Source organism: Streptomyces sp. (genome assembly GCF_036566765.1).
Taxonomy (GTDB): Bacteria; Actinomycetota; Actinomycetes; order Streptomycetales; family Streptomycetaceae; genus Streptomyces.
This window is the reverse complement of the sequence record NZ_DATCVQ010000498.1, coordinates 1-24,991: the sequence shown is the minus strand read 5'-3', so window position 1 is coordinate 24,991 and position 24,991 is coordinate 1. Positions and strand designations below refer to the sequence as shown.

Here is a 24,991-nt window from a genome sequence, read left to right as displayed (position 1 = left end):
GCTCCTCAGTGCCGCGGGAGCGGCGAACGTTACAAGTGACCGCCGAACCCTGCGCGTCTGCGTTGCTGGTGTGAGGGGTGAGGCGAGGGGGAAGTGAAAGATCGTTCGAAACGGAATGGAGGGTGTCTGTCCTGTGGGGGGAACCTTGAGGGTGTGCGTGATCGGTGCTGGGCTGTCCGGGCTGGCGGTCGCGCATGCTCTGTCGGTGCGTGGGGTCGAGTTCGTGTGTCTGGAGAAGGCGGCGGACGTCGGGGGGATCTGGAGGCAGCCGGGTGCCGGCGAGCGGGGGCCGGCCTACCGGTCGCTGCATCTGAACGCCGCCAAAGAGCTCACGGGGTACGCCGACTTCCCGATGCCGTCCGACCTGGGTATCTATCCCGGGCATCGCGAGGTCGCCGCCTATCTGCAGTCGTTCGCCGAGTGGGCGGGGCTGCTGTCCCGGATCGAGCTGCGCACCGAGGTGCTGTCCGTGCGGCAGGACGCCGACGACCTGTGGACGGTCACCAGCCGGGACGTGGGAGGGGCGGTGACGGCTCGGAGGTTCGAGCATGTGATCGTCGCCTCGGGGCACCACACGGAGCCGGCCTTGCCGGATCCGCTGCCGACGGGTGCTGGTTCTTTTGCTGGAACGATTCTCCATTCGATGGACTACCACGACGGCAGCGACTTCTCCGGGCAGCGCGTGGTCGTCGTGGGGATGGGGGCATCGGGCGCGGACATCGCCTCGGACCTCTCCCGGTATGCCGCGCAAACCCTGCTCTCCGTCCGCCGGGCGCGGCACGTCGTGCCGAAGCAGTTGTTCGGGATCTCCGTGGACCTCGTCGCCGACGCGCCGTGGTTCACGCGCATGTCCTTCGCCGAGCAGCGCCGCTTCATCGAGCAGGCGCTGCTGGTCGCGCGGGGCAGGCTGACGGACTACGGGCTGCCCGAGCCCGACCACCCGGTCTTCTCCTCGGCCGTGACCATCTCGGACGAGATACTCAGCCGGATCCGGCACGGCGCCGTCACCCCGAAGCCGGCGATCGAGTCGCTGGACGGCAGCAAGGTGACCTTCACGGACGGCAGCGTCGCCGAGGCGGACGCGATCGTCTACTGCACCGGCTTCCGGATGGCCTTCCCCTTCCTGCCCGCCGACTGCCCGATCGGCCCCAGCGGCAGGGTCGAGCTGTACAAGCGGATCTTCCCGGCTGACCGGCGCGGTCTGTACTTCGTGGGCCTGATCCGCCCGGCGGGCTCCATCACGCGCCTGGTCGAGGCACAGGCACGCTGGGTCGCCGCCGTCGTGGAGGGCGAGACCGTCCTCCCGTCCGAGGACGTCAGGCTCGAGGAGATCGACGCGTACCTGACCGGCGTCGCCGACCGCTACGGGACCAACGCGGGTGCGTCCGTGCAGGTGGACGTCGGTTCGTACCTGCGGGAGCTGCAGGACCACGCGTGACGTCGCGTGAAGCTCCTGGCGCGAGGCCCGGGAGCTTCACCGTCGCCGGAAGGCTCAGTGCACCGGCTCGACCTGCCGGTACGGGGCCGCCAGCGGCGGCCTGACGCGGTACGCCTCGGACGAGAGGTACACGATGACCCGCGGCGGCCGGCCCTCCTGGTGGGCGAACGCCAGGTAGGCGATGAGCCCTGCCCCGTCCTCGAGACGGCGCGAGGTGACAGCGGGCAGGGACCGCAGGAGGGGGGCGGGATCCATGCCGAACCGGCCGAGCACCGTCAGCGCCCGGGCGAGCGCCTCCTTGTCGTCCGGTGCGTGTTCCCGGACGGGGACGTAGAGGGTGAAGCCGCTGGGCAGGCCGCTCGCCGTCTCGGTGAAGGCGTGGCAGGACTGGAAGGGGCGCAGGGACCGCCCGCTCTCGGCCGTCCCAGGGGCCCGGCCGGCGGCCGTGCGGAAGAAGCTCCGTACCTGCGCGGGGTCCAGGTCGCCGGGCGCCCGGGACAGGCAGGCAGCCTCCGCGGCCGTCAGGCCCTGGTGTGCCAGGTAGACCTTCGCCCGGGGGTCCTCCCACGCGCCCAGGTCCAGCGCGAAGAAGAGATGGCGGTCGGCGGGCGGCAGCGCCGTGAACGCCCGCTGGTGGCCGAGCCGCTGCAGGGCCTCCCGCACGGTCTCGGCGGAACGTTCCGCCCCGTTGGCCGCGGGGTTCAGGTACACCTTGACCTTGGGCGCCTCGCCGGGCGTCAGCTCCAGGGCGCACCACAGGGCGAACGAGCCCTCGGGAGACGCGGGGAGGAACAGGTCCTCCAGTTCGTCGAGCCGGCCGGTGTCGAAGCCCCAGCGCTGTCCCATCGCGCGGACGACCGCCAGACCGGCGCGGCCGTTCTGCGCCAGGTCGGTTGTGCCGCAGCCCGGTTCGAGCAGGACCCGAAGGGTGGGGGCGGCGCTGCCCTCGAAGGAGAGGGAGAACTCCACCGGCGTGTGGTCGTCGGAGAGGAAGGAGCGGTCGGGGGGCGGCAGATGCAGGGGTCGGTCGGCCACCGGTCCGAGCGCCGCGATCAGGGTCCGGGCGTGCTCCGTGCCCTCGGCGTCGTCGAGCCCTGCGGTCTCGCACAGTCGCAGCAACTGCGCGGCCGCGTGGCCGCCGAGCGTCCGTCCGACGGGATGCTCCGAGTCGCGGTGCCGAGTGGTCACCGGCCCTCCTTCGCGGAGCCGGTGCGCACGAACGGATACCCGCCCAGGAGGCGGGTATCCGGTGGGCCCGTCGGAGCGGGACGCTGCGGGTGAGTGGCGTCGATGGGTATGTGGTCCACCACGACACCTCCTTTGCCTTGTGATTCACGCGGAATGCTGGATACCGCGTGCCTCACTACCCCTCAGATCCGAGCTCCATGCCGGGGTGTAGGCGGTGTGTCTGTCGTGTGAGTCACTTTTTGAGCCAGCTGAGGAACGAGCTCCACATACCGCCGCGTTCGGCTCCCCGGGCGGCCGAGGGCTGCTCGGTCCGGGCGGCCGTCTCCTCCCGCGCGGACGTGCGCGCCGTCGCGGGAGCGGTCGGAGTGAAGCGGGCGGGCAGCGTGGTGAGCCCGCGGTTGAACGGCCCCGGACGCCACGTCAGGCTCTCCTCAGGCACGGCGAGTTCGACGTCCGGCAGTTTGTTGAGCAGGTTCTCGACTGCGGTGACCGTGATCTGCCGGGCCGGCTCCTTGGACGGGCAGCCGTGCGGGCCGGCACTCCATGCCAGGTGGGAGCGGTTGCTGCCGGACTGGCGGGCGGTGGCGAGCGCGGGGCTGGTGTTGGCGGCGGCGAAGCTCACCATGACCAGATCGCCCGCGTACAGCTTGGTCCCGGCGAACTCCATGTCGGCAGCCGGGTAATGCGGCGCGAGGTTCGCCACGGGAGGGTTCTCCCACAGCGTGTCGTCCAGGGCCTCGTCGATCAGACCGCCCCGGTACGCGTATGCGTCGTGGGTGAGCAGACGGTGCAGGGTGTTGCCGATGAGATTGCGCAGCGGCTCGGTGCCCGCCGCCATCAGCAGCGCCAGCTGGTAGACCATCTCCTGGTCGCTCAGCCTGGCCTGATGCTGCATCAGCCAGGACGGGACGTCCTCGCCGGGATCGTTCCGCTTCAGGGCCACCAGCTCGGCGGCGGCCCCGAAGAAGACCTCCGCCGCCTTTTCCGCGTTCACCCCGTCGAACATCCCGGAGATGCCGAACAGCACCCGGTCGCCGATCTCCGCCGGGCAGCCGAAGAGCTGGTTGAACACGAACAGGGGGAGCTGCTTGGCGTAGTCGCCCAGCAGGTCGGCCGAGCCGCGCGAGCTGAACTGCGCGATGAGGTAGTCCGAGATCTGCTCGGTGCGGCGGCTCAGCAGGCGCGTGTCGACGCGCGCCATGCTGTCCGTGATCGCCTGACGCAGCCGCAGATGCTCGGCGCCGTCGGCGAACATGGCGCTGGGGCGGTACGCGAGCAGCGGCACGACGGGGCTGTCCGGGGGGATCAGGCCCTCGTTGAAGGCCCGCCAGCGACGGGCGTCCTTGCGGAAGGAGCCGTTGTCCTGGAGCAGTTGGAGCGCTGCCGGGTAGTCGGTGACGAGGGTGGCCTCGACGCCCGGGGCGAGTTCCACGGGCGCGGTCGGCCCGTAGTGGCGCAGGTAGGCGTAGTACGCCTGCGGATCGGCCGCGAACTCCGGTCCGTACAGCGGAATGCGGCCGCCCGCGGCGTGGGCGGGGCATCCGGGCGGGGGGACCGGAACGGGGGTCTGAGCGTCCATGGCGGCTTACTGCTCCTGGGGGGCGCGGTCCAGCAAAAAGCGGACGAGGGTGGTGAGTGCGGCGGCGGACGACTGCTCGTCGCGCGCGTCGCAGGTGACGACGGGGGTGTCGTCGAGCAGGTCCAGTGCCTCACGGAGCGCCGCCTCGTCCCGCAGGGGCGAGCCGTCGAAGTGGTTGACGGCGATGGCGTAGTCGAGTCCGTACTGCTCGATCAGGTCGATGACCTCGAAGGAGTCCGCCAGGCGCTCGGGGTCGACGAGGACCAGCGCGCCGAGGGCGCCACGGGCCAGGTCCTGCCACACCTGTACGAACCGCTGCTGGCCGGGCGTCCCGAACAGGTACAGCACGACGCGGTCGCTGATCGTCAGACGGCCGAAGTCCATGGCCACCGTGGTGGTGGTCTTGCTCCGGACGCCCTTGAGGTCGTCGATCTCCTCCGCGGCGCGGGTCATCCGCTCCTCGGTGGTCAGCGGCTCGATCTCGGAGATCGCCCCGATGAAGGTGGTCTTGCCCACCGCGAAGTGCCCGACGACGAGGATCTTCACGGGGATCTGCGTCGCGCCGCCACGCACATAGTCCTGCTCACCCAAACTTGGCGCGGAGACCATTGAGCACCTCCTCCAGGATCTCCCGGTCGGCGAGGGCCGCCCGGGTGACCGGCGCCCGGGTGAGCAGGTAGCCGCCTTCGGTCAGCGAGGCGAGGAGGATCTTCACCACGCCCAGCGGCAGCCGGGTGTGCCCGGCGATCTCGGCGACCGACAGGTAGCCGGCGGAGCAGATGTCCATGAGCCGCTGCTCCTCGGGGGACAGCCGGGTCGGCCGCTGCCCCTCCTCGGGCGCCGCCGTCACCAGGGTGATCAGCGACAGCTGCGCGTCGTCGGGCAGGCCGCGGCCTTTGGTGATGACGTAGGGCCGCACCAGCTCGGCGGCCTCCGGCTCCCACACCTCGCGACCGGTCATGAGCGCGCGCCGAGGTTCTCGCGCGGCGGTGTCATCAGCACCTTGCCGAGCTGGCCGACGAGCTGCTGCATGCGGAAGGTGATGTCCGCCATGTCGACGCCCGGGTCGGCGGAGACGCCGAGGTAGGCGCCCTCGCCGGCGGAGATCAGGAAGACCCAGCCCCCGTCGAACTCGACCAGCGTCTGCCGCCAGCCCGCCTGCGGGTCCTCACAGAAGAACCCGAGCGAGCGGCTGAGCGACTGCACCCCGCTCATCGCGGCGGCGACGCGGTCGGCGTTGTCCTTGTCGAAGTCCTTCGTCCGGGCCATCAACAGACCGTCGGCCGATATCAGGACAGCGTGCAGGGCCCCGGGAATCTCCAGGGCGCTGTCGAGCATCCACGACAGATCGTCGTTCACGAGACCTCATGTCCTTCGCTGCTTGCACCACGGGTGCTGCTCGTCGGGTCCACGTCGTTCGGTCGTGTGGCCCGGCCTGACTGGGTGCCCCGCTGGAAGGCGCCCATGATCGCCGCCGCCTCCGCGCCGGAGCGGCCCGGGGTCCGCGCGCCGGGCGCACTGCTCGGCACGATCGCCATCGGCCGCTTGCGGCGCCGCCGCGGCAGGCCGTCGTCGGTCGATGCGGCCGCCGAGGCCTCGGGCCCGCCGGACTGCTGCAGGGCGGAGGAGGCCACGGCCGGCGCCGGGGTCCGCTGATCGGGCATGCCGGTGAGCAGGTCGTGCGGCAGCAGGAGCACCGCGCGCACACCGCCGTACGGGGACGAGGAGTCCACCGACACCTCGAAGCCGAAGCGCTCGCACAGCACGCCGATCACCGCGAAGCCGAACTGCGGCGGGTTGCCGAGCCCGGAGACGCCGTTGACGCGGTTGCTGGTCAGCAGCCTCTCGGCGCGGGCCCGCTCCTCGTCGTTCATGCCGACGCCCGCGTCGTCGACGACGATGCAGATGCCCTTGGGCACGGTCCGGGTGTTGATCTCGACGACGGTGTCCGGGCTGGAGTAGCTGGTGGCGTTGTCGAGGAGCTCGGCGAGCGCCAGCGCAACCGGTTCCACGGCGCGGCTGGTGATGCCGAAGTCGACCCGGGAGAGGATCTCCACGCGCCGGAAGTGCCGGATCCGGCCCTGGGCGCTGCGGACCACGTCGTACACCGAGGCGACGTCGCGGTGCCGGCCCAGCCAGCCGTCGCAGAGTACGGCGATGGACTGCGCGCGGCGGCCGAACTGCGAGTTGGTGTGGTCGATCTCCATCAGGTCCTGGAGCATGGCGGACTCGCCGTACTTGCTCTGCAGCTTGGAGACGATCAACTGCTGCTCCGCGGCGAGACCCTGGAGTGTCCGCATCGCGGACTTGAGGACGGTCTTGGTCCCCTCCTCGGCCTGCTCCTGGGCCGCCTCCACGGACTGGGTGTAGCGGTTCTCCAGGTCGGAGTAATGGGTCCTGAGCCCGTCGATCTGCTGCCTCAAGGCCTGACCCGCCCGGCGCTGGCGGACGATGACGGCGATGGCGGCAAGAACGAGGATCAACAGAGCCCAGAGCACAGGGTTCTGTATGTATTCCGTCATAAGACTCTCTTCAGGCGACCGACGGCCAGTAGCTGATTCCCACGACGCGGGTGAACCGGCGGATCCGCCCGCATCGGGACGCCGCTCGGACCGCCCTCTCTGGTGTGAGGTGTCGTCCTGCGCTCATCCGCCCGCCCCGCTTGCGCGCAGATCGTATCACTGTGCGATTACGTGACGGTCAGTCAATAGACGGGAGGCGTAAAAGAGTCGGTGGATGATTGTGCCCCCGCGCTGACCTGCGACGCAGGGCAGGCTCGCCGGGGATTGTCGGTGCCGCGTGGCAGCATCCCGTTCCATGCGCGACGACACGGACCTTGCCGATAGCGAACGCTCCGCCCTGCCTCAGGAGCCCGACTCCGTCCAACCCCAGGGGCCTCTCGCCGAGGAGGAGGCCGCCGTCATCGCCGGCCTCGCCCCCGCCGGGCGGGCGCTGTTCGCCCGGATGTTCCCGTCCGACACGTACGACCCGCCGACGAACTACGCGGACACCTGGCGGCAGGTGGCCGAGCTGCCCGCGTACACCGCGTTCGCCCGCCGCGCGCTGGGAGCGGCGGCCGAGCGCGCCGAGGCGATCCAGCGGGGCGCGATCCCGTACCGGGCGGAGAAGGCGTTCACGTACGACGAGGTCGTCGCCCTCGGGCGGGCCGCCCGGGTGGCGCTGGCGCGCGACGAGCCGTGGCTGCCCGAGGTGTTCGACCGACTGCTGCCGGGGATCGCGGTCGCTCCGACGGCCGCCAGGACGCTGCCCTCGCAGGCCCTGCTCTTCGAACTGGCCCGGGCCGGGCGGGACTTCCCCACCCCGGAACTGGTCACCGCGATCCGCGCCGCCCGGTCGGCCGTCCGGCACGCCGGAGTGCCCAAGCAGCTCGACAGGACCTTGAAGAAGGTCGAGGCGGCCCTGGCCGAGCGCATCGAGGTGGCGCTGCGGCTCCCCGCGCTCGGCTTCGACGACGCCGGCGTCCTGCGCAGGGAGGCCGGCGCGTACGCGGCCGTCGTCACCGTCGCCGAGAGCACCGTGCTGACCTGGGAGAAGGACGGCCGCCCGCTGCGCAGCGTCCCCGCGGCCGTCCGCCGCGACCACCCCGGCCTGGTCAAGGAGCTGCGCGACCTGGTCAAGCGGGTCGGCATCCAACTCAGCACCCTCGCCCGTGCGTTGGAGGGCGGCTTCACCGCCGACGCCGTCCACCCGTACGGGCGGTGGCGCACCGAGCTGGCCGGACACCCGCTCGCCCGGGTCGTGGTGCGCCGGCTGATCTGGGAGATCGAGGTCGCGCCCGGAGAGTGGCGGGCCGTCCTGCCGGAGGCCGAGGACCTGCCCGACGCTCCCGCCCGTCGCCCGACCGCCACCCCTCATCGACGACCTTCGGTCGGCCCCGTTGACCCCGACGCCTCCGTACGGCTCTGGCACCCGCTCCGTTCCGATCCCGACGCGGTACGCGCCTGGCGCGACCTGCTCACCGAACGGCGGATCCGCCAGCCGTTCAAGCAGGCGTACCGGGAGATCTACCGACTCACCCCGGCCGAGGAGGAGACCCGTCTCTACTCCAACCGCTTCGCCGCGCACCTCGTCCACTACCGCCGGATGTTCGCGCTGTTCCGGGCCCGGGGGTGGAAGAGCAATCTGCTCGGGCACTGGGACAGCGGAGACAGCGGCGAGGCGGTCCGCACCCTGGCGGCCGGGGCGTGGCGGGTCCGCTTCACGCATGACCTGGCGGAGTCGCCGGACGACGACCTGATCGCCTCCACCGACCAGGTGCGCTTCGACCGCCGGGAGGCCGGTACGTGGCGGGAGGCGCCGATCGCCGAGGTGCCGCCGCTGGTCCTGAGCGAGGCGATGCGCGATGTGGACCTGTTCGTCGGTGTGACCTCGATCGCCGCCGACCCCGACTGGAGAGACGGGGGCGTTCGGCGCGCCTACTGGGAGCGGGCCGGGTTCGGCGAGCTGACCGCGACCGCCGAGACGCGCCGCGACGCGCTGGAACGGATCGTGCCGCGCCTGAAGATCGCCGACCGCTGCACCATCGACGGCCGCTGCCTGGTCGTCCGCGGCACGCTGCACACGTACCGGATCCACCTGGGCTCGGCCAACATCCGGATGGAGCCCGACGACGCCTACCTGTGCGTCGTTCCGGCGGCCCGGAAGGACGGCAAGGTGTTTCTGCCGTTCGAGGACGACCGGCTCTCGCTGATCCTCAGCAAGGCGTTCCTGCTCGCCGACGACGCGGGGATCAGGGACGAGTCCATCCTGCGGCAGATCCGGCGCGGCGCCTGAAGGCCGGAAGGCTTCGGCGGCCGCCCGAACTGCGCGACGGCGCCGACGAGTTCTGGGCGCACCGCGCGGCGCACGGGCTCAGCCGCCCAGCGTGAGCAGCGCCGCGATCGCCGGTCCGAAGGCGCCGCCCAGCTGGTAGCAGAGGTTGAACAGGCCGATCGCGGTCGGCCGGGCGGCGTCGTCGGTCCCGTCCGCCGCGTGCACCGCGAGGTTCGCCTGCCCGGCGGAGGTCGCGAACACGGCGAGCGTCGCGACGAGCAGCAGCAGCGGCGCCCACGGCGTCAGCAGTGCGGTGACCGGGGCCAGGACGGCAGCGGTCAGCACGACCGCCAGGGCGCGGCGGCGGCCCAGGCGGGCGGCCGCCGCGGAGAGGGCCATCGCGAAGGCGGAGCCGGCGAGCAGGGCGACCAGCTGGCCGGTTCCGATCGTCGCGGTGGACCAGCCGGTGCGCTCGCGCAGCAGCTGGGGGACGGTGAACAGCAGGGTGAAGTACGAGGTGGAGACGGCGCAGGCGAGCAGCGCGGCGCGCACGAACGCCCGGGACCGCAGCAGCGCCACGGGGACGAACCCGGTCGGCCGCCGCCGTACGTGCAGGGCCAGCAGGACCCCGGCGATCAGGGTGGCGAGCACCGCCGGGAGCGGGTGACGGGGCACCAGGACGACCGCGCTCGCGACGAGGACCAGCAGCGCCGCGCCCCGGACGTCGAAGGACGCCCCCGGCGCCGTACGCCCCCGGGGCGCGTCCCGGAGCACCCGCGGCACCGCCGCCAGGCTCACCGCGCCGACCGCGAGGGCCGCCTGCCAGGACGCGTGCTCCGTGATCAACGAGCCGAGCAGCGGGCCGACCGCGCCGAGCACGCCGAACCCGGTCGTGATCACGCCCATCCGGCGCACCGACCCGGCCAGGCTCATCGCCGCCGTGATGAGACCCGCCCCGCCGACCGCCTGGGCGGCCCGGCCGGCCATCGCGAGCGGCAGCCAGGGCGCGACGGCGAGGAGCGCGGTGCCCGCCACGACGAGGACGCTGCTGACGCGGAGCGCGACGCGCAGCCCCCGGTACCGCAGCAGCGCGGCCATCAGCGGGGTGCCGACGGCCATGGCCCAGGCGAAGACGGTGACCAGCCAGGTGGCCGAGGCGACGGAGACGCCCAGGTCGTCGGCCATCACCGGCAGGATCAGAACCGGCCCGTTGGCGCTCGCGGCGATCGGGGTGGCGAGCAGCGCGAGCCACCCGGCGGCGACGGGCGGGGTCGTACGGACCGGACGCCGAAGTGCCTGCGGAGACGTGGACTTGGGCAGTGCCTGCGTGGACATCGACCACTCCTCTCAACGTTGACTATCTCAATGTTGAGATAAAAGCAGCGATCTCCCTCGGCCGTCAAGTGTCTTAACATTGAGATACTTCACGGGGTGGACCGATGGAGTGGACCGGCGGATCGAACCGGCGGATCGAACCGGCGGAGTGGATCGAGAGGAGCGGGGCGATGGCGGATGCGGTCGACCGCGTGGTCGAACTGTGGACCGAGGAACGGCCGGACCTGGCCGAGAGCCTGTGGCCGGTCCAACTGCTCGCCCGGGCGCAGCGGCTGGCGGTCCTCGCCGAGCGCTCGGCGAAGGCCTCGGCCGCGGGGCACGGCGTGGAGTACTTCGAGTTCGACGTCCTGACGACGCTTCAGCGCTCCGGGCCGCCGTACACGCTCACCGCCGGCGCCCTCCTCAAGGCCGCCATGGTGACCTCCGGCGCGATCACCAACCGGGTCGACCGGATGGAGGCGAAGGGCCTGGTCGAGCGGGTGCGCGAGAGCGAGGACCGGCGCACCGTCGGCATCCGGCTCACCGAGCTCGGGCACGAGAAGACGCGCGCGATCATGGCCGACCATCTCGCCAACTACGCTGCCTTGTTGGGCGATGTGGACCGCGAGCTCTGCGCGCGCACGGCGGACGGAATGCGTCAGGTGCTCGAAGCGCTGGGAGACACGACGCTCGGCTGAACCACGGCACACGGCCGTCAGAGACGAACGGAGTCACCATGTCGTACCCCGAGCCCCGCTACCACGGCGAGAAGGGCGAGATCAGCGCCTCCTACCGGCCGGCGGGCACCCCGGCGGAGCTGACCTCGCGGAACGGGACGCAGACGCACTACCTCGCCACCACTGCCTCCACGGGCGGGGAGTTCGGCCTCTACAAGATCGACATGACGCCGAAGGCGGGCGGGCCGTCCACCCACTTCCACAAGACGATCTCCGAGACCTTCTACATCCTCGACGGCACCGTCCGGCTCTTCGACGGCGCGCAGTGGGTGGACGCGAAGAAGGGCGACTTCCTGTACGTGCCGACCGGTGGCCTGCACGCCTTCCGCAACGACTCGGACGACCCGGCGTCGATGCTGCTGCTGTTCGCGCCGGGCGCGCCCCGCGAGGAGTACTTCGAGAAGGTCGGCACCGTCGCGCAGATGACCGACGAGGAGCGCGCCGAGTTCTTCCTGAAGCACGACACGTTCTGGACGGACTGACATGTCCTAGAGGGACCGGCATGTCCGGGACGGACTGAGCGGCAGCCCGAAGGGCTACGCGAGCCCCGTCTTCGCGCCCGCGCCGCACAGCGGCAGCACGGTCGTCCCCGGGCGGGGCGGTGCGGTGCGCACGGCCGCCCAGCACGCCACGCCCGTCGTCTCGACGTACAGCCCCCGCCGGGCCAGGTCCCGTTGTGCGTCCCGGAGCTGATCCTCCGTCACGGTCAGGAAGGTCCCGTGGTTGGCGCGCACCGCCCGCAGGATCTGTGCGGCGCGCGGCGGGTTCGGGATCGCGATGCCCTCGGCGAGCGTGGGCTTCGGGGCGCTCGGGGTCCCCGCCAGGTCCTCCGCCCCCGCCAGGTCCTCCGCCCCCGCGTGGAACGCCGCCGCCAGCGGCGAGACCGCCTCCGCCTGCACCGCGACCAGCGCCGGACGCCGGTCGATCAGCCCGTGCCCGTACAGCTCGTCGAGCGCGAGCGCCGCGCCGAGGAGCAGGGTGCCGTTGCCGACCGGGACGACGAGCGTGTCGGGGAGTCGGCCGCCGCCGTCCTCCCAGAGCTCGTACACGTACGTCTTCGTGCCGTGCAGAAAGTGCGGGTTGAAGACGTGCGAGGCGTAGAAGACGCCGGGCTCGTCGGCGGCCGACTGTGCGGCCCACGCGGCGGCGTCCCGGTCGCCGGGGACGACGGTCAGCCGTGCGCCGTGGGCCCGGATCTGCTCCAGCTTCTTGGCGGACGTCCCCTCCGGGACGTACACGGCGCAGGGCAGGCCGGCCCGCGCGCAGTACGCGGCGACCGCCGTCCCCGCGTTGCCGCTGCTGTCCGCCACGACGAGGCGCGGCTCCAGACGGCGGGCGAGCTCGGCCAGCATGACCGCGCCGCGGTCCTTGAAGGACAACGTCGGCATGAGGAAGTCGAGTTTGGCGGAGACTCCCTCCGTCATCCGGACGACCGGCGTCCGGCCCTCGCCGAGGGTGACATGGGGGAGAGAAGTGGCCAAAGGCAGTGCCTCCGTGTAACGCCACAGTGAATTCACGCGTGACGCAAGGGACGTGAGGGAGATCGGCGCGCTGGTGAATTCCAGGTCCCACGGGCCGTGGCACCGCGGACAACGCCAGGTGAGGGCGTCGGCGGCGGCGCGGGAACGGCATCGGGGGCACACATAGGCCGTCATGGGCGTCAGCATGGCAGGCGTGTGGCGGCCTTATTGCATGACGCTCGGGACCCTTGTGCCTTTCCTATGGATCCGTCAATCTTTCGCTCGGCAGCCGGACAAGGGAACGCCGCGCACATCCGGTGGCGCGTTGTCATGTCCCTGCCGTACCCCCACAGCAGCGCACCACCTATGAGGAGGACCCCTCACATGTCAGTGATGCGTGACTCGCGGCGCAGACTCGCCGCCGCCAGCGCCATAGCCGTCGCCGCCCTCGCGCTCGGCGCCGCCTCCACCCTCCCGGCCGGCGCGGCCGAGGCGGCCCAGGAGGGCGTCATCGAGAACGCCGGCGCGCCCGGCACGATCTCGGGCAGCTACATCGTCACCCTCCACGAGTCGGCGCAGGCCGAGACGTCGAAGGGCCGCGCGGTGGCCGCCGAGTACGGCGCGAAGATCAAGAAGACGTACACCGCGGCGCTCAACGGCTACAACGTCGAGCTGTCCGAGGCGCAGGCGAAGAAGCTCGCCGCCGACCCGGCGGTGAAGTCCGTCGTGCAGAACCGCGTCTTCAAGGTCACCGGTACGCAGCCGAACCCGCCCTCGTGGGGTCTGGACCGGCTCGACCAGCGGGCCCTCCCGCTGAACCAGAGCTACACCTACCCGGACAGTGCCGGCACGGGCGTCACGGCGTACATCATCGACACCGGTGTGCGGATCTCCCACAGCGACTTCGGCGGCCGCGCCTTCAACGGCTACGACGCCGTCGACAACGACAACGTCGCGCAGGACGGCAACGGCCACGGCACCCACGTCGCCGCCAACGTCGCGGGCAATGCCTACGGCGTGGCCAAGAAGGCCAAGATCGTCGCTGTCCGCGTGCTCGACAACAACGGGTCCGGCACCACCGCCGGCGTGGTCGCCGGCATCGACTGGGTGACGCAGAACCACACGGGCCCGTCCGTCGCCAACATGAGCCTCGGCGGAGGCGCCGACTCCACGCTCGACACGGCCGTCCGCAACTCCATCGCGTCCGGCGTCACGTACGCCATCGCCGCCGGCAACAGCAACGCCAACGCGTCCGGCTACTCCCCGGCCCGCGTGACCGAGGCGATCACGGTCGGCTCCACGACCAACACCGACGCCCGGTCCAGCTTCTCCAACTACGGCAGCGTCCTGGACATCTTCGCCCCGGGCTCCAACATCACCTCGGCGTGGAACACCAGCGACACCGCCACCAACACGATCTCCGGCACCTCGATGGCCACCCCGCACGTGGCCGGCGCGGCCGCGGTCTACCTCGGCGACAACCCGACCGCCACTCCGGCGCAGGTGAGCACCGCACTGGTGAACGCCGCCACGCCGAACGTCGTCGGCAGCCCGGGCACCGGCTCCCCGAACCGCCTGCTCTTCGTCGGCGGCGGCACCACGCCCCCGCCCGGCAAGAAGTTCGAGAACACCGCGGACTACGCGATCAACGACCACACGACCGTCGAGTCCCCGGTCACCGTGAGCGGCGTCGCGGGCAACGCCCCGTCTGCCCTCCAGGTCCCGGTGAACATCGTCCACACCTACATCGGTGACCTCCAGGTCCAGCTGATCGCCCCCGACGGCACCGCCTACACGCTGAAGGGCTTCGGCACCGGCGGCAGCTCGGACAACATCAACACCACGTACACGGTCAACGCCTCCTCCGAGGTGGCGAACGGCACGTGGAAGCTGCGCGTCACGGACAACGCGTCCATCGACGTCGGCAAGATCGACTCCTGGGCCCTGCAGTTCTGATCGGCCCTGAGTGACTGACTGCATGGGGCGGCCGCCGACGGGCGGCCGCCCCTTCGTCATGCACGCCGTTTCATGCGTCAAGGAGACGGCGCATCGTCGCCACCGGCAGCGCCGGGTTGGCAGCGGCGTCGGCACCCAACTCCTGGTCGTCGAGCAGCTGGTGGAGCCTCGCCTGCGGCAGCGCCGGATTCCGGGCCGCACCGGCCCGCACCTTCGGCTCCGGATCGCGGGTGAGCGCGTCCACGAGCCCCGGATCCGCCTCCGGGTCCAGCGTGGCCAGCAGGCGTACGGCGCGGTCCTCGGCCGCCCCGAAGCGGGCGGCGAGACCTGCGACCGGGAACCGAGGCAGCGCGAGCAGCCGGTCCCGGTGCGGCCCGGTGTACTCCAGGTAGCAGCGCAGCAGCAGCTCCGGCGGCGCGTCCGGATGGTGCTGCGCGAGCAGCACCCGTACGCCCAGGTCCTCGTCGGCGGCGAGCAGCGCGACGAGCTCGGCCGGGAGCGCCGGGTTGTACGCGACGCGGCGGCGCAGCAGCGGGTGCGCGGACCGGGCGTGGGCGAGCGGGGCACGGTACGGGTCCTCGTCCGGCGTGAAGTCCTCGTCCAGGTCGACGACATAGTCGACGGCGGCCCGCTCCTCCTCCGTGAGCTCGGGCCGGACGGACACCACGGTGCGCACCTCCGGGTCGGGGTCCCGCGCCAGCAGGTCGATCAGCTCGCGCGGCAGCCCGTCGCGCGCGGCCACCTTCAGACGGATCCTGGCGGCGGGGTGCTCGGCGAGGGAGGCGACGACCTCGGGAGGGGTGCTGTAGTTGTGCGCCAGGCACCACACGTCGTCCGGGTCGCGGGTGCGCAGCAACTCCTCCACCATGGCGGGGGACAGGCGGCAGTTGACCTCGATGTGGGTGCGGGCGTGCGAGGGCGGGATCGCCCGCCACTGGCGCTCCATCTCCTCGGCGTCGTCCTGGGCCTGTATGCCCGCGGCGGTCGCCCGCACGTCCGGGTGCGGGTCGGCGAGCAGCGCAGCGCGCCGCTCCTCGGGAAGCAACGACCACATGCCGGTGCCGTACCGGCGGACCGACGCCATGGGGTGGGCCGAGTTCGCGAGCAGGACGCGGAGCGGCGCCTGGCGGGAGGCGATCAGCTCCTGGAGGCCGTCGCCGTCGTACGTCGTGTACATCCGGTCGAGCACCCAGTCCGGCAGATGGCGGGGCCAGGCATCCCACCCCGGGCCGCTCGCCAGCCGGAGCCGTACGAGCCAGTGCTCGTCCTCCACCAGCCGGCCCCGCAGTTCGCCGGACACGTGCGGATTGCGGGCGAACGCGCCCCGTACCCGCGGGGCGTCGTGATGCACGATCGCCTCCACCAGCTCCTCGGGGAAGGTGCGCCGCCGCCGGCACAGGGCGGAGACGACCGCGCCGTCCCCCGACTCCAGGAGCCGCAGCAGGACGTCGAGCGGGGCCGCCGGGTTGAGGGCGAGACCGGCCAGGACCATCAGTAGTCGTCGTCCTCGTCGTCGTAGCCCTCGAAGACGTAGTCCACCGGCTCGGCGACCCAGCCGGCCGAGATCACCAGGCGCGAGGTGCGGTGGACGGTGAGGAAGCCGAAGGGGCGGTCGAACTCGAGGTCGATGCGGCGCACCACGTAGGTCGGGCGCGGTTCCGCGGCAGAGCCCGCGCAGGAGCCCATCGCGGTGACCGACGCCGACTCGAAGCCCTCCGCGGTGAAGCGGGCCAGGGCCGACTGCCGGGCCTGGCCGATCGCCAGGGGGAAGTCGCTGATGCCCGGGAAGTGGCCGTACCGGTCGTCCATGGCCGTAGTGAGGCCGAACAGCGCCGGTGAGGCGAGCAGATCGTGGTCGGCGGTGAGGGAGAACGGCGAGGTGGTGACGTCCAGGACGGGCTCGCGGGTGAGGCTGCGGACGTTCCGCACGTTCAGCCCCGGGCCGGGCTCTCCGAGCGGCAGCGAGTCCCCGGGCAGGGTGCGGTGGGCCCCGTTCAGGACGTCGATGCCGGCGGCGAGCACCGCGCCGGGCGCGGCCTCCTCCTCGCCGAGGAGGAGGTGGACGTCGACGCCGGTGTCGCCGAGGACCTTGAGGACGGTCAGCGGCCCGGCTGCCGTCTCGGCGACGCCGACCCGGTCGAGCAGACTCGTGCTGCGACGCAGACCGACGAGGCAGCGGCCCGCCCACGGGCCGTCGTCCGGCGCCAACTCCGCCTCGTCGAAGGGCTGCAGCCACTGGGTCCGTACGGCCTGGGCGGCCGCGAGGACCATCTTGGTCGCCTCGTCGATCTGCAGCGGCATCGCCGGGATCAGCCCGCCGGTCCGCTCGGACGCCCAGGCGTCCAGCGCCTTCCGGTCGGCCTCGTCGTCGCCGCTGAACCTGCCCAGCGTGGCGTCGGGCAGTCCGGCCACCCACCGCTCGTGCAGCGCCAGTCGGGGCCTGGCCCACAGGCCGATCGCCGCCGACGAGCCCCGGATCCCGCTGAGCGCGCCGAGCAGGTCGCGCGCCGCGTCCGGCGCCTCGTCGGCGCGCATGCCGAGGGCGTCCTCCAGTTCGCCGCGCGCCGGGCCGCCCGCGCCTTCCGCGAGGAAGGCGAGCAGCGGCCAGACGCCCACCGCGGAGAAGGCCGTCCCCTTGGCGAAGTCCTCGGGCGGCACGCCCCCGGCCGCCCAGCGTGAGGTCAGCCCGTTGACCGCCCGAATCGTCGCCGACGTCGCCCGCACGTCTCCCCCGTTCGGCACGCGGGCACGATGCGCGCCCGTGCGCCTGTTCCCCGTATCCCGCCCCTGGCATGAGCACCGTACCCGTGACGCGCCTCGGCGCGGGCGAGGCCGTGGTCGGCCGGGGCTGTGGGGTATACCTGCGGTAAACCCCAGCACAGAGGAAGATCATCACTTCGAGTGAAACTCTGGCCTACGCTTGCGGGCCGCCACCGAGGGTTGTCAGTCTGTAGCTGTCCGTCAACCTGAGGGGAGCGTCCAGTGACGTTCGGTGAGCAGCCGGCTTATCTGCGCGTGGCGAGCGATCTCCGGGAGAAGATCGCCAACGGCTCGCTGCCCCCGCACGCCCGGCTCCCCTCGCAGGCCCGCATCCGCGAGGAGTACGGGGTCTCGGACACCGTCGCGCTGGAGGCCCGGAAGGTGCTGATGGCGGAGGGGCTGGTCGAGGGCCGCTCCGGTTCGGGGACGTACGTGCGGGAGCGGCCGGTGCCGCGCCGGATCTCCCGCTCGGGCAACCGGCCGCCGACCGGGGCCAACCCCTTCCGGCAGGAGCAGGCGGAGGAGGGCGCGCGCGGCACGTGGGAGTCCAGCAGCGAGCAGGAGCGGGCGAGCGCCGTGGTGGCCGCCCGGCTCGGCATCGAGCCGGGGGAGCGGGTGATGCGCACGAGATACGTGTACCGGGACGCGGGCGAGCCGATGATGCTCGCCACCTCCTGGGAGCCCCTCTCCGTCACCGGCCGGACGCCGGTGATGCTGCCCGAGGAGGGGCCGCTGGGCGGCTGCGGGGTGGTCGAGCGGATGGCGGCGATCGAGGTCGTGGTGGACAACGTGGCGGAGGAGGTCGGCGCCCGCCCGGGCCTTGCGGAGGAGCTCCTGGCGCTCGGCGGGGTCCCCGGTCATGTGGTGATGGTCGTGGAGCGTACGTACTTCGCGTCCGGTCGGGCGGTGGAGACGGCCGACGTGGTCGTTCCGGCCGACCGTTACCGCATCGCCTACCACCTGCCGGTGCGCTGACGGCCCGCCTCTTCACCCCGAGTTAACGGGGCTCCGGGCTCCGTAACCGCCCGGCAACCACATCATGTGACGGGACGTCACGTCCGGCTCCTACCTTCCTCGCCCGAACCCGCATCCCGGTCGGACGAAGGAGCCTCCATGACCGACACGGTCACCCGTGACACGAGCCCCGCGGACGCGCCCCCGCCCCGGCGCAGCTACGCCAAGATGGCCGCCGACGAGAGCCGCGAGGACTACTCGCTGCGGTACGCGCCGCACTCCTTCCGGCGCTGGTCGCCCGGCACGGTCGCCGGCACCGCGCTCGGCGGCATCGCCTATCTCGCCGACTTCGCCATCGGCGCGTCGATCGTCTTCACCTACGGCTTCACCAGCGGTCTCGCCTCGATCCTGACCGCCGCCGTGATCATCTTCCTCACCGGCATACCGATCGCCCGGGCCTGCGCCACGTACGGCCTGGACATGGACCTGGTGACCCGCGGGGCCGGCTTCGGCTACTTCGGCTCCACGCTCACGTCCCTGATCTACGCCTCCTTCACCTTCATCTTCTTCGCGCTCGAAGGCTCGATCATGGCCCAGGCCATGCATCAGGCCGTCGGGCTGCCGGTCGAGCTCGGCTATCTCGTCACCACGCTGATCGTGATCCCGATCGTGTTCCGCGGCATGGGCGCGCTCGCCAAGGTGCAGGCCTGGACCCAGCCGATCTGGATCGTGGGCATGGTGCTGCCGTTCGTCGTGCTCGCCTTCGAGGCCCCGGACGCCTGGGGCGCGTTCGCCTCCTTCGGCGGCACCGAGGGCGCCGGCGCGGGCTTCTCGTGGCTCGGATTCGGGCTCGGCACCGGCGTCGCGCTCTCGCTCATCGCCCAGATCGGCGAGCAGGCCGACTACCTGCGCTTCATGCCCGCCAAGACCGAGGCGAACAAGCGCCGCTGGAACCTCGCGGTGCTCGCCGCCGGCCCCGGCTGGGTGATCATCGGCGCGGCCAAGCAGCTCGGCGGCGCGTTCCTCGCCTTCGTGGCCCTGGAGGCGGTCGGCACGACCCATGCCCTGGAGCCGATCGCCCCGCAGCTCGAGGCGCTCCGGCCGTGGCTCGGCACGTTCGCGCTGCCCGCCGCCGCGGTCTTCGTGATCGTCTCCCAGATCAAGATCAACGTGACCAACGCCTACAGCGGCTCGCTGTCCTGGTCGAACTTCTTCTCCCGCGTCACCCACCGGCACCCCGGCCGGGTCTGGTACATCTTCCTCAACCTCGCCATCGCGCTGACGCTGATGGAGATGAACATGTTCGCGGCGCTGGGCAAGCTGCTCGGCTTCTACTCCAACGTGGGCATCGCCTGGATCGCCGCCGTCGCCGCCGACCTCGTCATCAACAAGCGGGCCGGCTGGAGCCCGCCGTACATCGAGTTCAAGCGGGCCTACCTGTACGCGGTGAACCCGGCCGGGTTCGGGGCGATGCTGATCGCCTCGACCGTCTCGATCCTCGCCTTCTTCGGGGCGTTCGGCGTGTACGCGGAGGCGTTCTCGACGTTCATCGCCGCCGGCCTGGCGTTGGTCCTGTGCCCGCTGATCGCTTGGGCGACCAAGGGCCGGTACTACCTGGCCCGCCCGAACCCCGTGAACGGGCCGGACGTCGAGATCGCGGACGAGACGGCGACCCATGAGTGCGCGGTCTGCGAGACGGCGTACGAGCTGCCGGACATCGCCGACTGCCCCGTTCAGGCCGGGCCGATCTGCTCGCTCTGCTGCTCCCTGGACGCCGACTGCGGCGACGTCTGCCGCAAGGACCCGGCCGCCGCCGGGCCCGTCCTGATGCCCGTACCGACCGTGCCGGGCGCTTCCAGCGACTGATCGTCGGTGCCTTCTCCGCCGGTTCCTGGCCAGATCCGTATCTCTTTGTGAAAACCCGTAACCGCTGAGTAAAGGTCAGGCGTAAGCTCAGGCATATGCGGATTGCGGTTTCCTGGGGATCGTCGACGGTGAGCGGACCGGCGGAGGGAGGTCACCGATGAGCGAGAGCGGCGCTGTCCTCCCCTGGCTGGTCATACGCCAGGACGACAACGGCAACCGCTACCGCGTGGGCAGATACGCCACGCAGGACGAGGCGCAGAAGATCGCCGACAGCCTCGACGACCGCGGACACAAGCAGCTCTACTGGGTCGAGCGCATCGGACAGCCCGTGCTCTGATCGCCCCCCTCCCGTACCCGGGTTACGCTCCGGCGCATGACCGATCACAACGCCGACCACGTGGTGGTGGTCGCCGGAGCCCTGCATGACCGGGGGCGCCTGCTGGCCGCGCGCCGCAGCGCCCCGCCCGAGCTGGCCGGCCGCTGGGAGCTGCCGGGCGGGAAGCTCGAACCGGGGGAGAGCGCCGAGAAGGCGCTGGTGCGCGAGCTGCGCGAGGAGCTCGGCGTGGAGACCGAGCCGGGCGAGCGGATCCCCGGCGAATGGCCGCTCAAGCCCGGATACGTGCTCCAGGTCTGGACGGCGCGCCTCGTCTCCGGCGAGCCGCGGCCGCTGGAGGACCACGACGAGCTGCGCTGGCTGGCCCGGCACGAGCTGGACTCCGTCGACTGGCTGGACGCCGACCGGCCCGCGCTCGCCGAGGCCGCCCGTCGGCTGTGGGGCACGCCGCCGCCCGAGCCGCACGACGGGGCGCGCGGCTGAGGCGCGTGGCTGAGCCGGTACGCCCCAGGCGCGCGGCCCGGCTCGTACGCCGTTCGTGTCACCGTGCACCCAAGGCCGTGAAAGCCGCGATATCCCGCCCCGAATATCGGGTATGTCCCCATTAACCCCCCAAAAAAGGACGTGGGTCTCCCGTGGGTCTGGGGAAGTGGTCGGCGTGATCGACAACGAGGGCGACTACGCCGAGTGGAACTTCCCGGCGGAGGCGGACGCGGTGCGCACGGCCCGGCACGCGGTGCGCGACACCCTGCGGGCCTGGCAGGTCGACCCCGTCATCAGGGACGTGACCGTCCTTCTCGTCAGCGAGCTGGTCACGAACTCGCTGCGCTACGCCTCCGGCCCGATCGGCGTCCGGCTCGTGCGGCCGCAGCAGAACGGCGCCGGTCACCCCAACCTCCTGGTGGAGGTCTCCGATCCCCTTCCGGATGTACCCCAGGAGCGCAGCGCCGGACCCGACGACGAGGGCGGCCGCGGGCTCCAGCTGGTGGCCTGTACCGCTCGCCGCTGGGGCACCCGCAAGGGAAGGGCGGGAAAGACCGTGTGGTTCGAGCTGGCCCTGCCTGGTTAGAAGACAGGAGGGACTTTCGATCACGGGGGCCCTGCTTCAGGACCCGGTTCAAACCCGGCTCAAAACGAACGAGACCACCCTGTGATCGTGAACGTCGTGCCGTCGGGGGCCGTAGTGCTGAATACTGCGGGCATGGCCGGTCCGGTGCGGTGAGCTGGAGGGGACGGTCGCGTGAGCGAGATACCTGGGACGGCGAGCGGCGTCGTGTGGCAGAGCAGCCCGCCTGGCTCGATCTATGACTACATCAGGGTCGCCTCCTTCTCGATCGGGCCCGACGGCCTCGTCGACCAATGGAGCCGGCGGGCCGTGGATCTCTTCGGCGTGCCCGTCGAAGAGGCCAGAGGCAAGGACCCGGTCGAGGCCTTCATGCCTCCCGAGCTGCGCGAGCGCGGTCACCACCGGGTCGCGGAGATCCTCGACGGCAAGGAATGGACCGGCCTGGTCCCGTTCCGCATACCGGGCCAGGACCGCCCGCACGGCATCGCCGAGATGTACGTGATGCCCAGCGAGACCCACTCCGGCGAGCGGGCCGCCCTGTGCATCGTGGTCGACGTCCGGGCGCTGCGCCGGATAGAGACCGACCTCGCCGCCTCGCAGGCGATTTTCGGCCAATCGCCTTTCGGATTCCTGCTCTTCGGCACCGACCTCACGGTCAAGCGCGCCAACCAGCGCTTCGCGACCGTCTTCGGCGGCTCCGCCGAGGACCACCGGGGCCGTACCGTGCACGACTACCTGGCCCGACCCGAGGCCGAGCGGATGACCGCCGCCCTGCACCGGGTCCTGGAGACCGGGGAGGCCGTCACCGAGCTCCAGATCGTCGGCGCCCCGCCCGGCAGCAACGACCGCCGGCACTGGTCGATCAACCTGTACCGGGTGCACAGCGGCACCGGCCGGCCCGTCGGCGTGGCCGGCCTCGGCATAGACGTCACCCGCCGACACAACGCGGCCCGCGAGGCCGCCAGCGCCCGTCGCAACCTGGCCCTGCTCAACGAGGCCGGGGCCCGGATCGGGAACTCCCTCGACCTGGAGGCCACCGCCCGCGAGCTGCTCGACGTGGCCGTCCCCGGCTTCTGCGACCTCGCCTCGGTCGACCTCTACCAGGGGCTGCTCACCGGCGACGAGGCCCCGCCGGGACGCTGGGGCTCCTCGCACGACGTCGGGTACGGCGCCGGCAGCGCCGAACTGCGCCGGGTCGCCTTCGCCAGCGCCGTGTCGGACGCCGTGGAGCTCCGCTCCGTACCGGGCTGTTGCGAGGACGGACCGGTCGAACTCGGCTCCGTCCACCGCTACCCGTTCAACTCCTCCTGCGCGAGCGCCCTGCGCACCGGCCGGGTGCACAACGTGCCGGGGCCCGACGGCAGCCTCGTCCAGTCCACCCTCGCCGTGCCGATGGTCGCCCACGACACCGTCGTCGGCCTCGTCCAGTTCTCCCGGGCCAAGGGCAGCGAGCCCTTCGGCGAGCGGGACCGCGCCCTCGCCGTCGAGCTGGCCGCCCGCGCGGCCGTCTGCATCGACAACGCCCGCCTCTACCGGCGCGAGCACGAGCGGGCGCTGATCCTGCAGCGCAGCCTGCTGCCGCCCGGCGACCCCGAGGCCGCCGGACTCGACATCGCCTGCCGCTACCTCCCCGGCAACGCGGCCACCGAGGTCGGCGGCGACTGGTTCGACGTCATCGAACTGCCCGGCCACCGCACCGCCCTGGTCATCGGCGACGTCATGGGCCGCGGCCTGCGCGCCGCCGTCGCCATGGGCGAACTGCGCACCGCCGTGCGCACCCTGGCCCAGCTGGACCTGGAACCGGCCGAGGTCCTCTCCCACCTCGACGAGATCGCCCGCGGCCTCGGCGCGCCGGCCGGCGCCCAGCAGAGCGGCCGCGCCCACAAGGCCCGCGGCCCCGAGCTCTCCGAGGTCTACCTCGCCACCTGCGTCTACGCCGTGTACGACCCGGTCACCCGGCGCTGCACCTTCGCCAACGCCGGCCATCTGCCGCCGGTGCTCGTCGAGCCCGGCGAGGCCGCGATGCTCCTCGACGTGCCGCCGGGGATGCCGCTCGGCGTCGGCGGCGAGCCCTTCGAGGAGGTGGAGGTCGAGATCCCCGAGGGCGCGCTGCTCGCCCTGTACACGGACGGGCTCGTCGAGTCCCGCGACCATCCGCTCGACGAGGGCCTGAACGCCTTCCGGCAGGCCCTCACCGATCCGGGCCGGCCCCTCGAGGACGTCTGCGACCACGTGCTGAGCACCCTGGACACGGGGCACGGCCAGGACGACATCGCCCTGCTGATGGCCCGGATCCAGGGGCTGCCCGCCGAGGCCGTCGGCGACTGGAGCCTGCCGCGCGAACCCCGCTCGGTGGGCAAGGCCCGGGAGCTGGCCCGCGGCCAGCTCACCGCCTGGGACCTCGAACCGCTGGTGGACACCGTCGAACTGCTCGTCAGCGAACTGGTCACCAACGCCCTGCGGTACGGCGAGGGCGACATCCGGCTCCGGCTGCTGCGCGACCGGACGCTGGTCTGCGAGGTCTGGGACTCCGGCCTGGTCCAGCCCCGGCGGCGGCGGGCCCGCGACACCGACGAGGGCGGGCGCGGCCTGCAGCTGGTCGGGCTGCTCAGCGCGGCCTGGGGCTCGCGCCGGACGCCGCGCGGCAAGACGGTGTGGTTCGAACTGCCGCTGCCGGACGGGGAGAACAGCGCGGAGCCGACGGTGGAGCAGTTGCTGAGCATGTTCTGAGGGGCGGGCCGGCTTGGGCCGTACGCGTGGGGCCGGCTTGGGCCGTACGCGTCAGGCGGCCTTCAGGGCGGCCAGCCGGGCCTCGATCTCGGCGCTGTCGCCGAGGCTGTCCAGCTGCTCGAACTGGGCGTCGAGCGAGGACGCGGCGAGCTCCTGCTTGCCCATCGCCTTCGCCTCCTCGCGGCGCACCTTGTCCTCGAACCGGCTCAGCTCGCTCGTCGGGTCCAGGACGTCGATGCTCTTCACCGCGTCCATCATCGTGTTCTGCGCCTGCGCCGACTTCGCCCGTGCCACGAGCTCGTCCCGCTTGGCCTTGAGCTCGGTGAGCTTGGTCTTCATCCGGTCGAGGCCGTCCTTGAGCTTCTCCACCACCTCGGCCTGCGCGGCGATCGTCGGCTCGGCCGTCCTGGCCTCCTTCTCCGACTGGAGCTGCCGGCCGAGCGCCACCTTCGCCAGGTTGTCGAACCGGTCCGCCTCCGCGGTCTGACCCGCGGCGCGCAGCTCGTCGCCCTTGCGGCTGGCGGCCAGGGCCTTGTCGCCCCACTCCTTCGCCGCGTCCACGTCCTCCCGGTGGTCCTGCTCCATCAGCCGCAGATTGCCGATGGTCGTCGCCACCGCCTGCTCCGCCTCGGCGATGTTGCCGGTGTAGTCGCGGATCAGCTGGTCCAGCATCTTCTGCGGGTCCTCGGCCTGGTCGAGCAGGGCGTTGACGTTGGCCTTCGCCAGCTGGGTGACGCGGCCGAGGACGGTCTGCTTGCTCATGGGTTCCGCTCCTTGCAGGGGTGGGGAGTACGAGAGTCAGAAACGGCCGCCGCCGCCCCGGCGGCCGCGCGTGC

Annotated in this window: 22 protein-coding genes; 11 read left to right on the top strand and 11 right to left on the bottom strand. The window is 71.9% G+C overall.

Annotation, left to right across the window (positions count from 1 at the left end; genetic code table 11):
• The first annotated feature begins 115 nt into the window (after nt 1–115).
• A complete protein-coding gene (locus tag VIU94_RS29040) occupies nt 116–1,438 on the top strand; it encodes a flavin-containing monooxygenase (protein WP_524540648.1) in 1,323 nt (440 codons plus the stop codon).
• 54 nt (nt 1,439–1,492) lie between these two features.
• On the opposite strand, the gene VIU94_RS29035 is transcribed toward VIU94_RS29040, so the two are convergent.
• The 6 genes from VIU94_RS29035 to VIU94_RS29010 form a co-directional block, all read right to left on the bottom strand.
• Nucleotides 1,493–2,626, bottom strand: coding sequence for a tryptophan dimethylallyltransferase family protein (locus tag VIU94_RS29035; protein WP_331915712.1), 1,134 nt, complete (start codon nt 2,624–2,626; stop codon nt 1,493–1,495).
• A 232-nt stretch (nt 2,627–2,858) separates the two neighbouring features.
• Nucleotides 2,859–4,205: a cytochrome P450 gene (locus VIU94_RS29030; protein ID WP_331915710.1), complete on the bottom strand. Its 1,347-nt coding sequence runs from the start codon at nt 4,203–4,205 to the stop codon at nt 2,859–2,861.
• 6 nt (nt 4,206–4,211) lie between these two features.
• On the bottom strand, nt 4,212–4,814 hold the full coding sequence (locus VIU94_RS29025; protein ID WP_331915708.1) for a GTP-binding protein: 603 nt from the start codon (nt 4,812–4,814) through the stop codon (nt 4,212–4,214).
• A complete protein-coding gene (locus VIU94_RS29020; RefSeq protein ID WP_331915706.1) occupies nt 4,789–5,166 on the bottom strand; it encodes a DUF742 domain-containing protein in 378 nt (125 codons plus the stop codon). Before VIU94_RS29020 ends, VIU94_RS29025 begins: the two co-directional genes overlap by 26 nt.
• Nucleotides 5,163–5,564 (bottom strand): roadblock/LC7 domain-containing protein, encoded by a 402-nt coding sequence (locus tag VIU94_RS29015; RefSeq protein ID WP_331915704.1) that lies wholly within the window; start codon nt 5,562–5,564, stop codon nt 5,163–5,165. The genes VIU94_RS29020 and VIU94_RS29015 overlap by 4 nt, the downstream gene beginning before the upstream one ends.
• Nucleotides 5,561–6,727, bottom strand: a complete 1,167-nt coding sequence (locus VIU94_RS29010) for an ATP-binding protein (RefSeq protein WP_331915702.1) — start codon at nt 6,725–6,727, stop codon at nt 5,561–5,563. The genes VIU94_RS29015 and VIU94_RS29010 overlap by 4 nt, the downstream gene beginning before the upstream one ends.
• Nucleotides 6,728–7,022: 295 nt before the next feature.
• On the opposite strand from VIU94_RS29010, the gene VIU94_RS29005 reads away from it, so the two are divergent.
• Nucleotides 7,023–8,999, top strand: coding sequence for a DUF4132 domain-containing protein (locus tag VIU94_RS29005; protein ID WP_331915700.1), 1,977 nt, complete (start codon nt 7,023–7,025; stop codon nt 8,997–8,999).
• Between the two features lie 78 nt (nt 9,000–9,077).
• Here the strand turns inward: VIU94_RS29005 and VIU94_RS29000 are convergent, their stop codons facing one another.
• On the bottom strand, nt 9,078–10,313 hold the full coding sequence (locus tag VIU94_RS29000; protein WP_331915698.1) for an MFS transporter: 1,236 nt from the start codon (nt 10,311–10,313) through the stop codon (nt 9,078–9,080).
• A gap of 170 nt (nt 10,314–10,483) precedes the next feature.
• Between VIU94_RS29000 and VIU94_RS28995 the strand changes: the two genes are divergently transcribed.
• Together VIU94_RS28995 and VIU94_RS28990 are read left to right on the top strand one after the other, a co-directional pair.
• Nucleotides 10,484–10,990, top strand: coding sequence for a MarR family winged helix-turn-helix transcriptional regulator (locus VIU94_RS28995; protein WP_331915696.1), 507 nt, complete (start codon nt 10,484–10,486; stop codon nt 10,988–10,990).
• 38 nt (nt 10,991–11,028) lie between these two features.
• Entirely contained in the window at nt 11,029–11,511 is a 483-nt protein-coding gene (locus VIU94_RS28990) for a cupin domain-containing protein (RefSeq protein ID WP_331915694.1), read from the top strand.
• Nucleotides 11,512–11,565: 54 nt separating this feature from the next.
• On the opposite strand, the gene VIU94_RS28985 is transcribed toward VIU94_RS28990, so the two are convergent.
• A complete protein-coding gene (locus tag VIU94_RS28985) occupies nt 11,566–12,696 on the bottom strand; it encodes a threonine synthase (protein WP_331915692.1) in 1,131 nt (376 codons plus the stop codon).
• Between the two features lie 177 nt (nt 12,697–12,873).
• On the opposite strand from VIU94_RS28985, the gene VIU94_RS28980 reads away from it, so the two are divergent.
• Nucleotides 12,874–14,445, top strand: a complete 1,572-nt coding sequence (locus tag VIU94_RS28980; protein ID WP_331915690.1) for a S8 family peptidase — start codon at nt 12,874–12,876, stop codon at nt 14,443–14,445.
• 70 nt (nt 14,446–14,515) lie between these two features.
• Here the strand turns inward: VIU94_RS28980 and VIU94_RS28975 are convergent, their stop codons facing one another.
• Nucleotides 14,516–15,937 carry a translation initiation factor 2 gene (locus VIU94_RS28975; RefSeq protein WP_331915688.1) on the bottom strand — a complete coding sequence of 474 codons (1,422 nt, stop codon included), beginning with the start codon at nt 15,935–15,937 and terminating at the stop codon, nt 14,516–14,518.
• On the bottom strand, nt 15,937–17,187 hold the full coding sequence (locus VIU94_RS28970; RefSeq protein WP_331915686.1) for a serpin family protein: 1,251 nt from the start codon (nt 17,185–17,187) through the stop codon (nt 15,937–15,939). The genes VIU94_RS28975 and VIU94_RS28970 overlap by 1 nt, the downstream gene beginning before the upstream one ends.
• Before the next feature lie 240 nt (nt 17,188–17,427).
• Between VIU94_RS28970 and VIU94_RS28965 the strand changes: the two genes are divergently transcribed.
• The 6 genes from VIU94_RS28965 to VIU94_RS28940 all read left to right on the top strand — a co-directional run bounded on the left by VIU94_RS28965 (nt 17,428) and on the right by VIU94_RS28940 (nt 24,155).
• Nucleotides 17,428–18,180 carry a GntR family transcriptional regulator gene (locus tag VIU94_RS28965; RefSeq protein WP_331915684.1) on the top strand — a complete coding sequence of 251 codons (753 nt, stop codon included), beginning with the start codon at nt 17,428–17,430 and terminating at the stop codon, nt 18,178–18,180.
• A 138-nt stretch (nt 18,181–18,318) separates the two neighbouring features.
• Nucleotides 18,319–20,025, top strand: a complete 1,707-nt coding sequence (locus VIU94_RS28960; RefSeq protein ID WP_331915682.1) for a purine-cytosine permease family protein — start codon at nt 18,319–18,321, stop codon at nt 20,023–20,025.
• Nucleotides 20,026–20,182: 157 nt separating this feature from the next.
• On the top strand, nt 20,183–20,362 hold the full coding sequence (locus tag VIU94_RS28955) for an SPOR domain-containing protein (protein WP_331915680.1): 180 nt from the start codon (nt 20,183–20,185) through the stop codon (nt 20,360–20,362).
• Between the two features lie 36 nt (nt 20,363–20,398).
• Nucleotides 20,399–20,842 (top strand): (deoxy)nucleoside triphosphate pyrophosphohydrolase, encoded by a 444-nt coding sequence (locus VIU94_RS28950; RefSeq protein ID WP_331915678.1) that lies wholly within the window; start codon nt 20,399–20,401, stop codon nt 20,840–20,842.
• A 166-nt stretch (nt 20,843–21,008) separates the two neighbouring features.
• Nucleotides 21,009–21,428: an ATP-binding protein gene (locus tag VIU94_RS28945; protein WP_331915676.1), complete on the top strand. Its 420-nt coding sequence runs from the start codon at nt 21,009–21,011 to the stop codon at nt 21,426–21,428.
• A gap of 171 nt (nt 21,429–21,599) precedes the next feature.
• Nucleotides 21,600–24,155: a SpoIIE family protein phosphatase gene (locus VIU94_RS28940; RefSeq protein WP_331915674.1), complete on the top strand. Its 2,556-nt coding sequence runs from the start codon at nt 21,600–21,602 to the stop codon at nt 24,153–24,155.
• A 51-nt stretch (nt 24,156–24,206) separates the two neighbouring features.
• Here VIU94_RS28940 and VIU94_RS28935 read toward each other — a convergent pair whose 3' ends face one another.
• On the bottom strand, nt 24,207–24,917 hold the full coding sequence (locus VIU94_RS28935; RefSeq protein WP_331915672.1) for a PspA/IM30 family protein: 711 nt from the start codon (nt 24,915–24,917) through the stop codon (nt 24,207–24,209).
• Between the last annotated feature and the right edge of the window lie 74 nt (nt 24,918–24,991).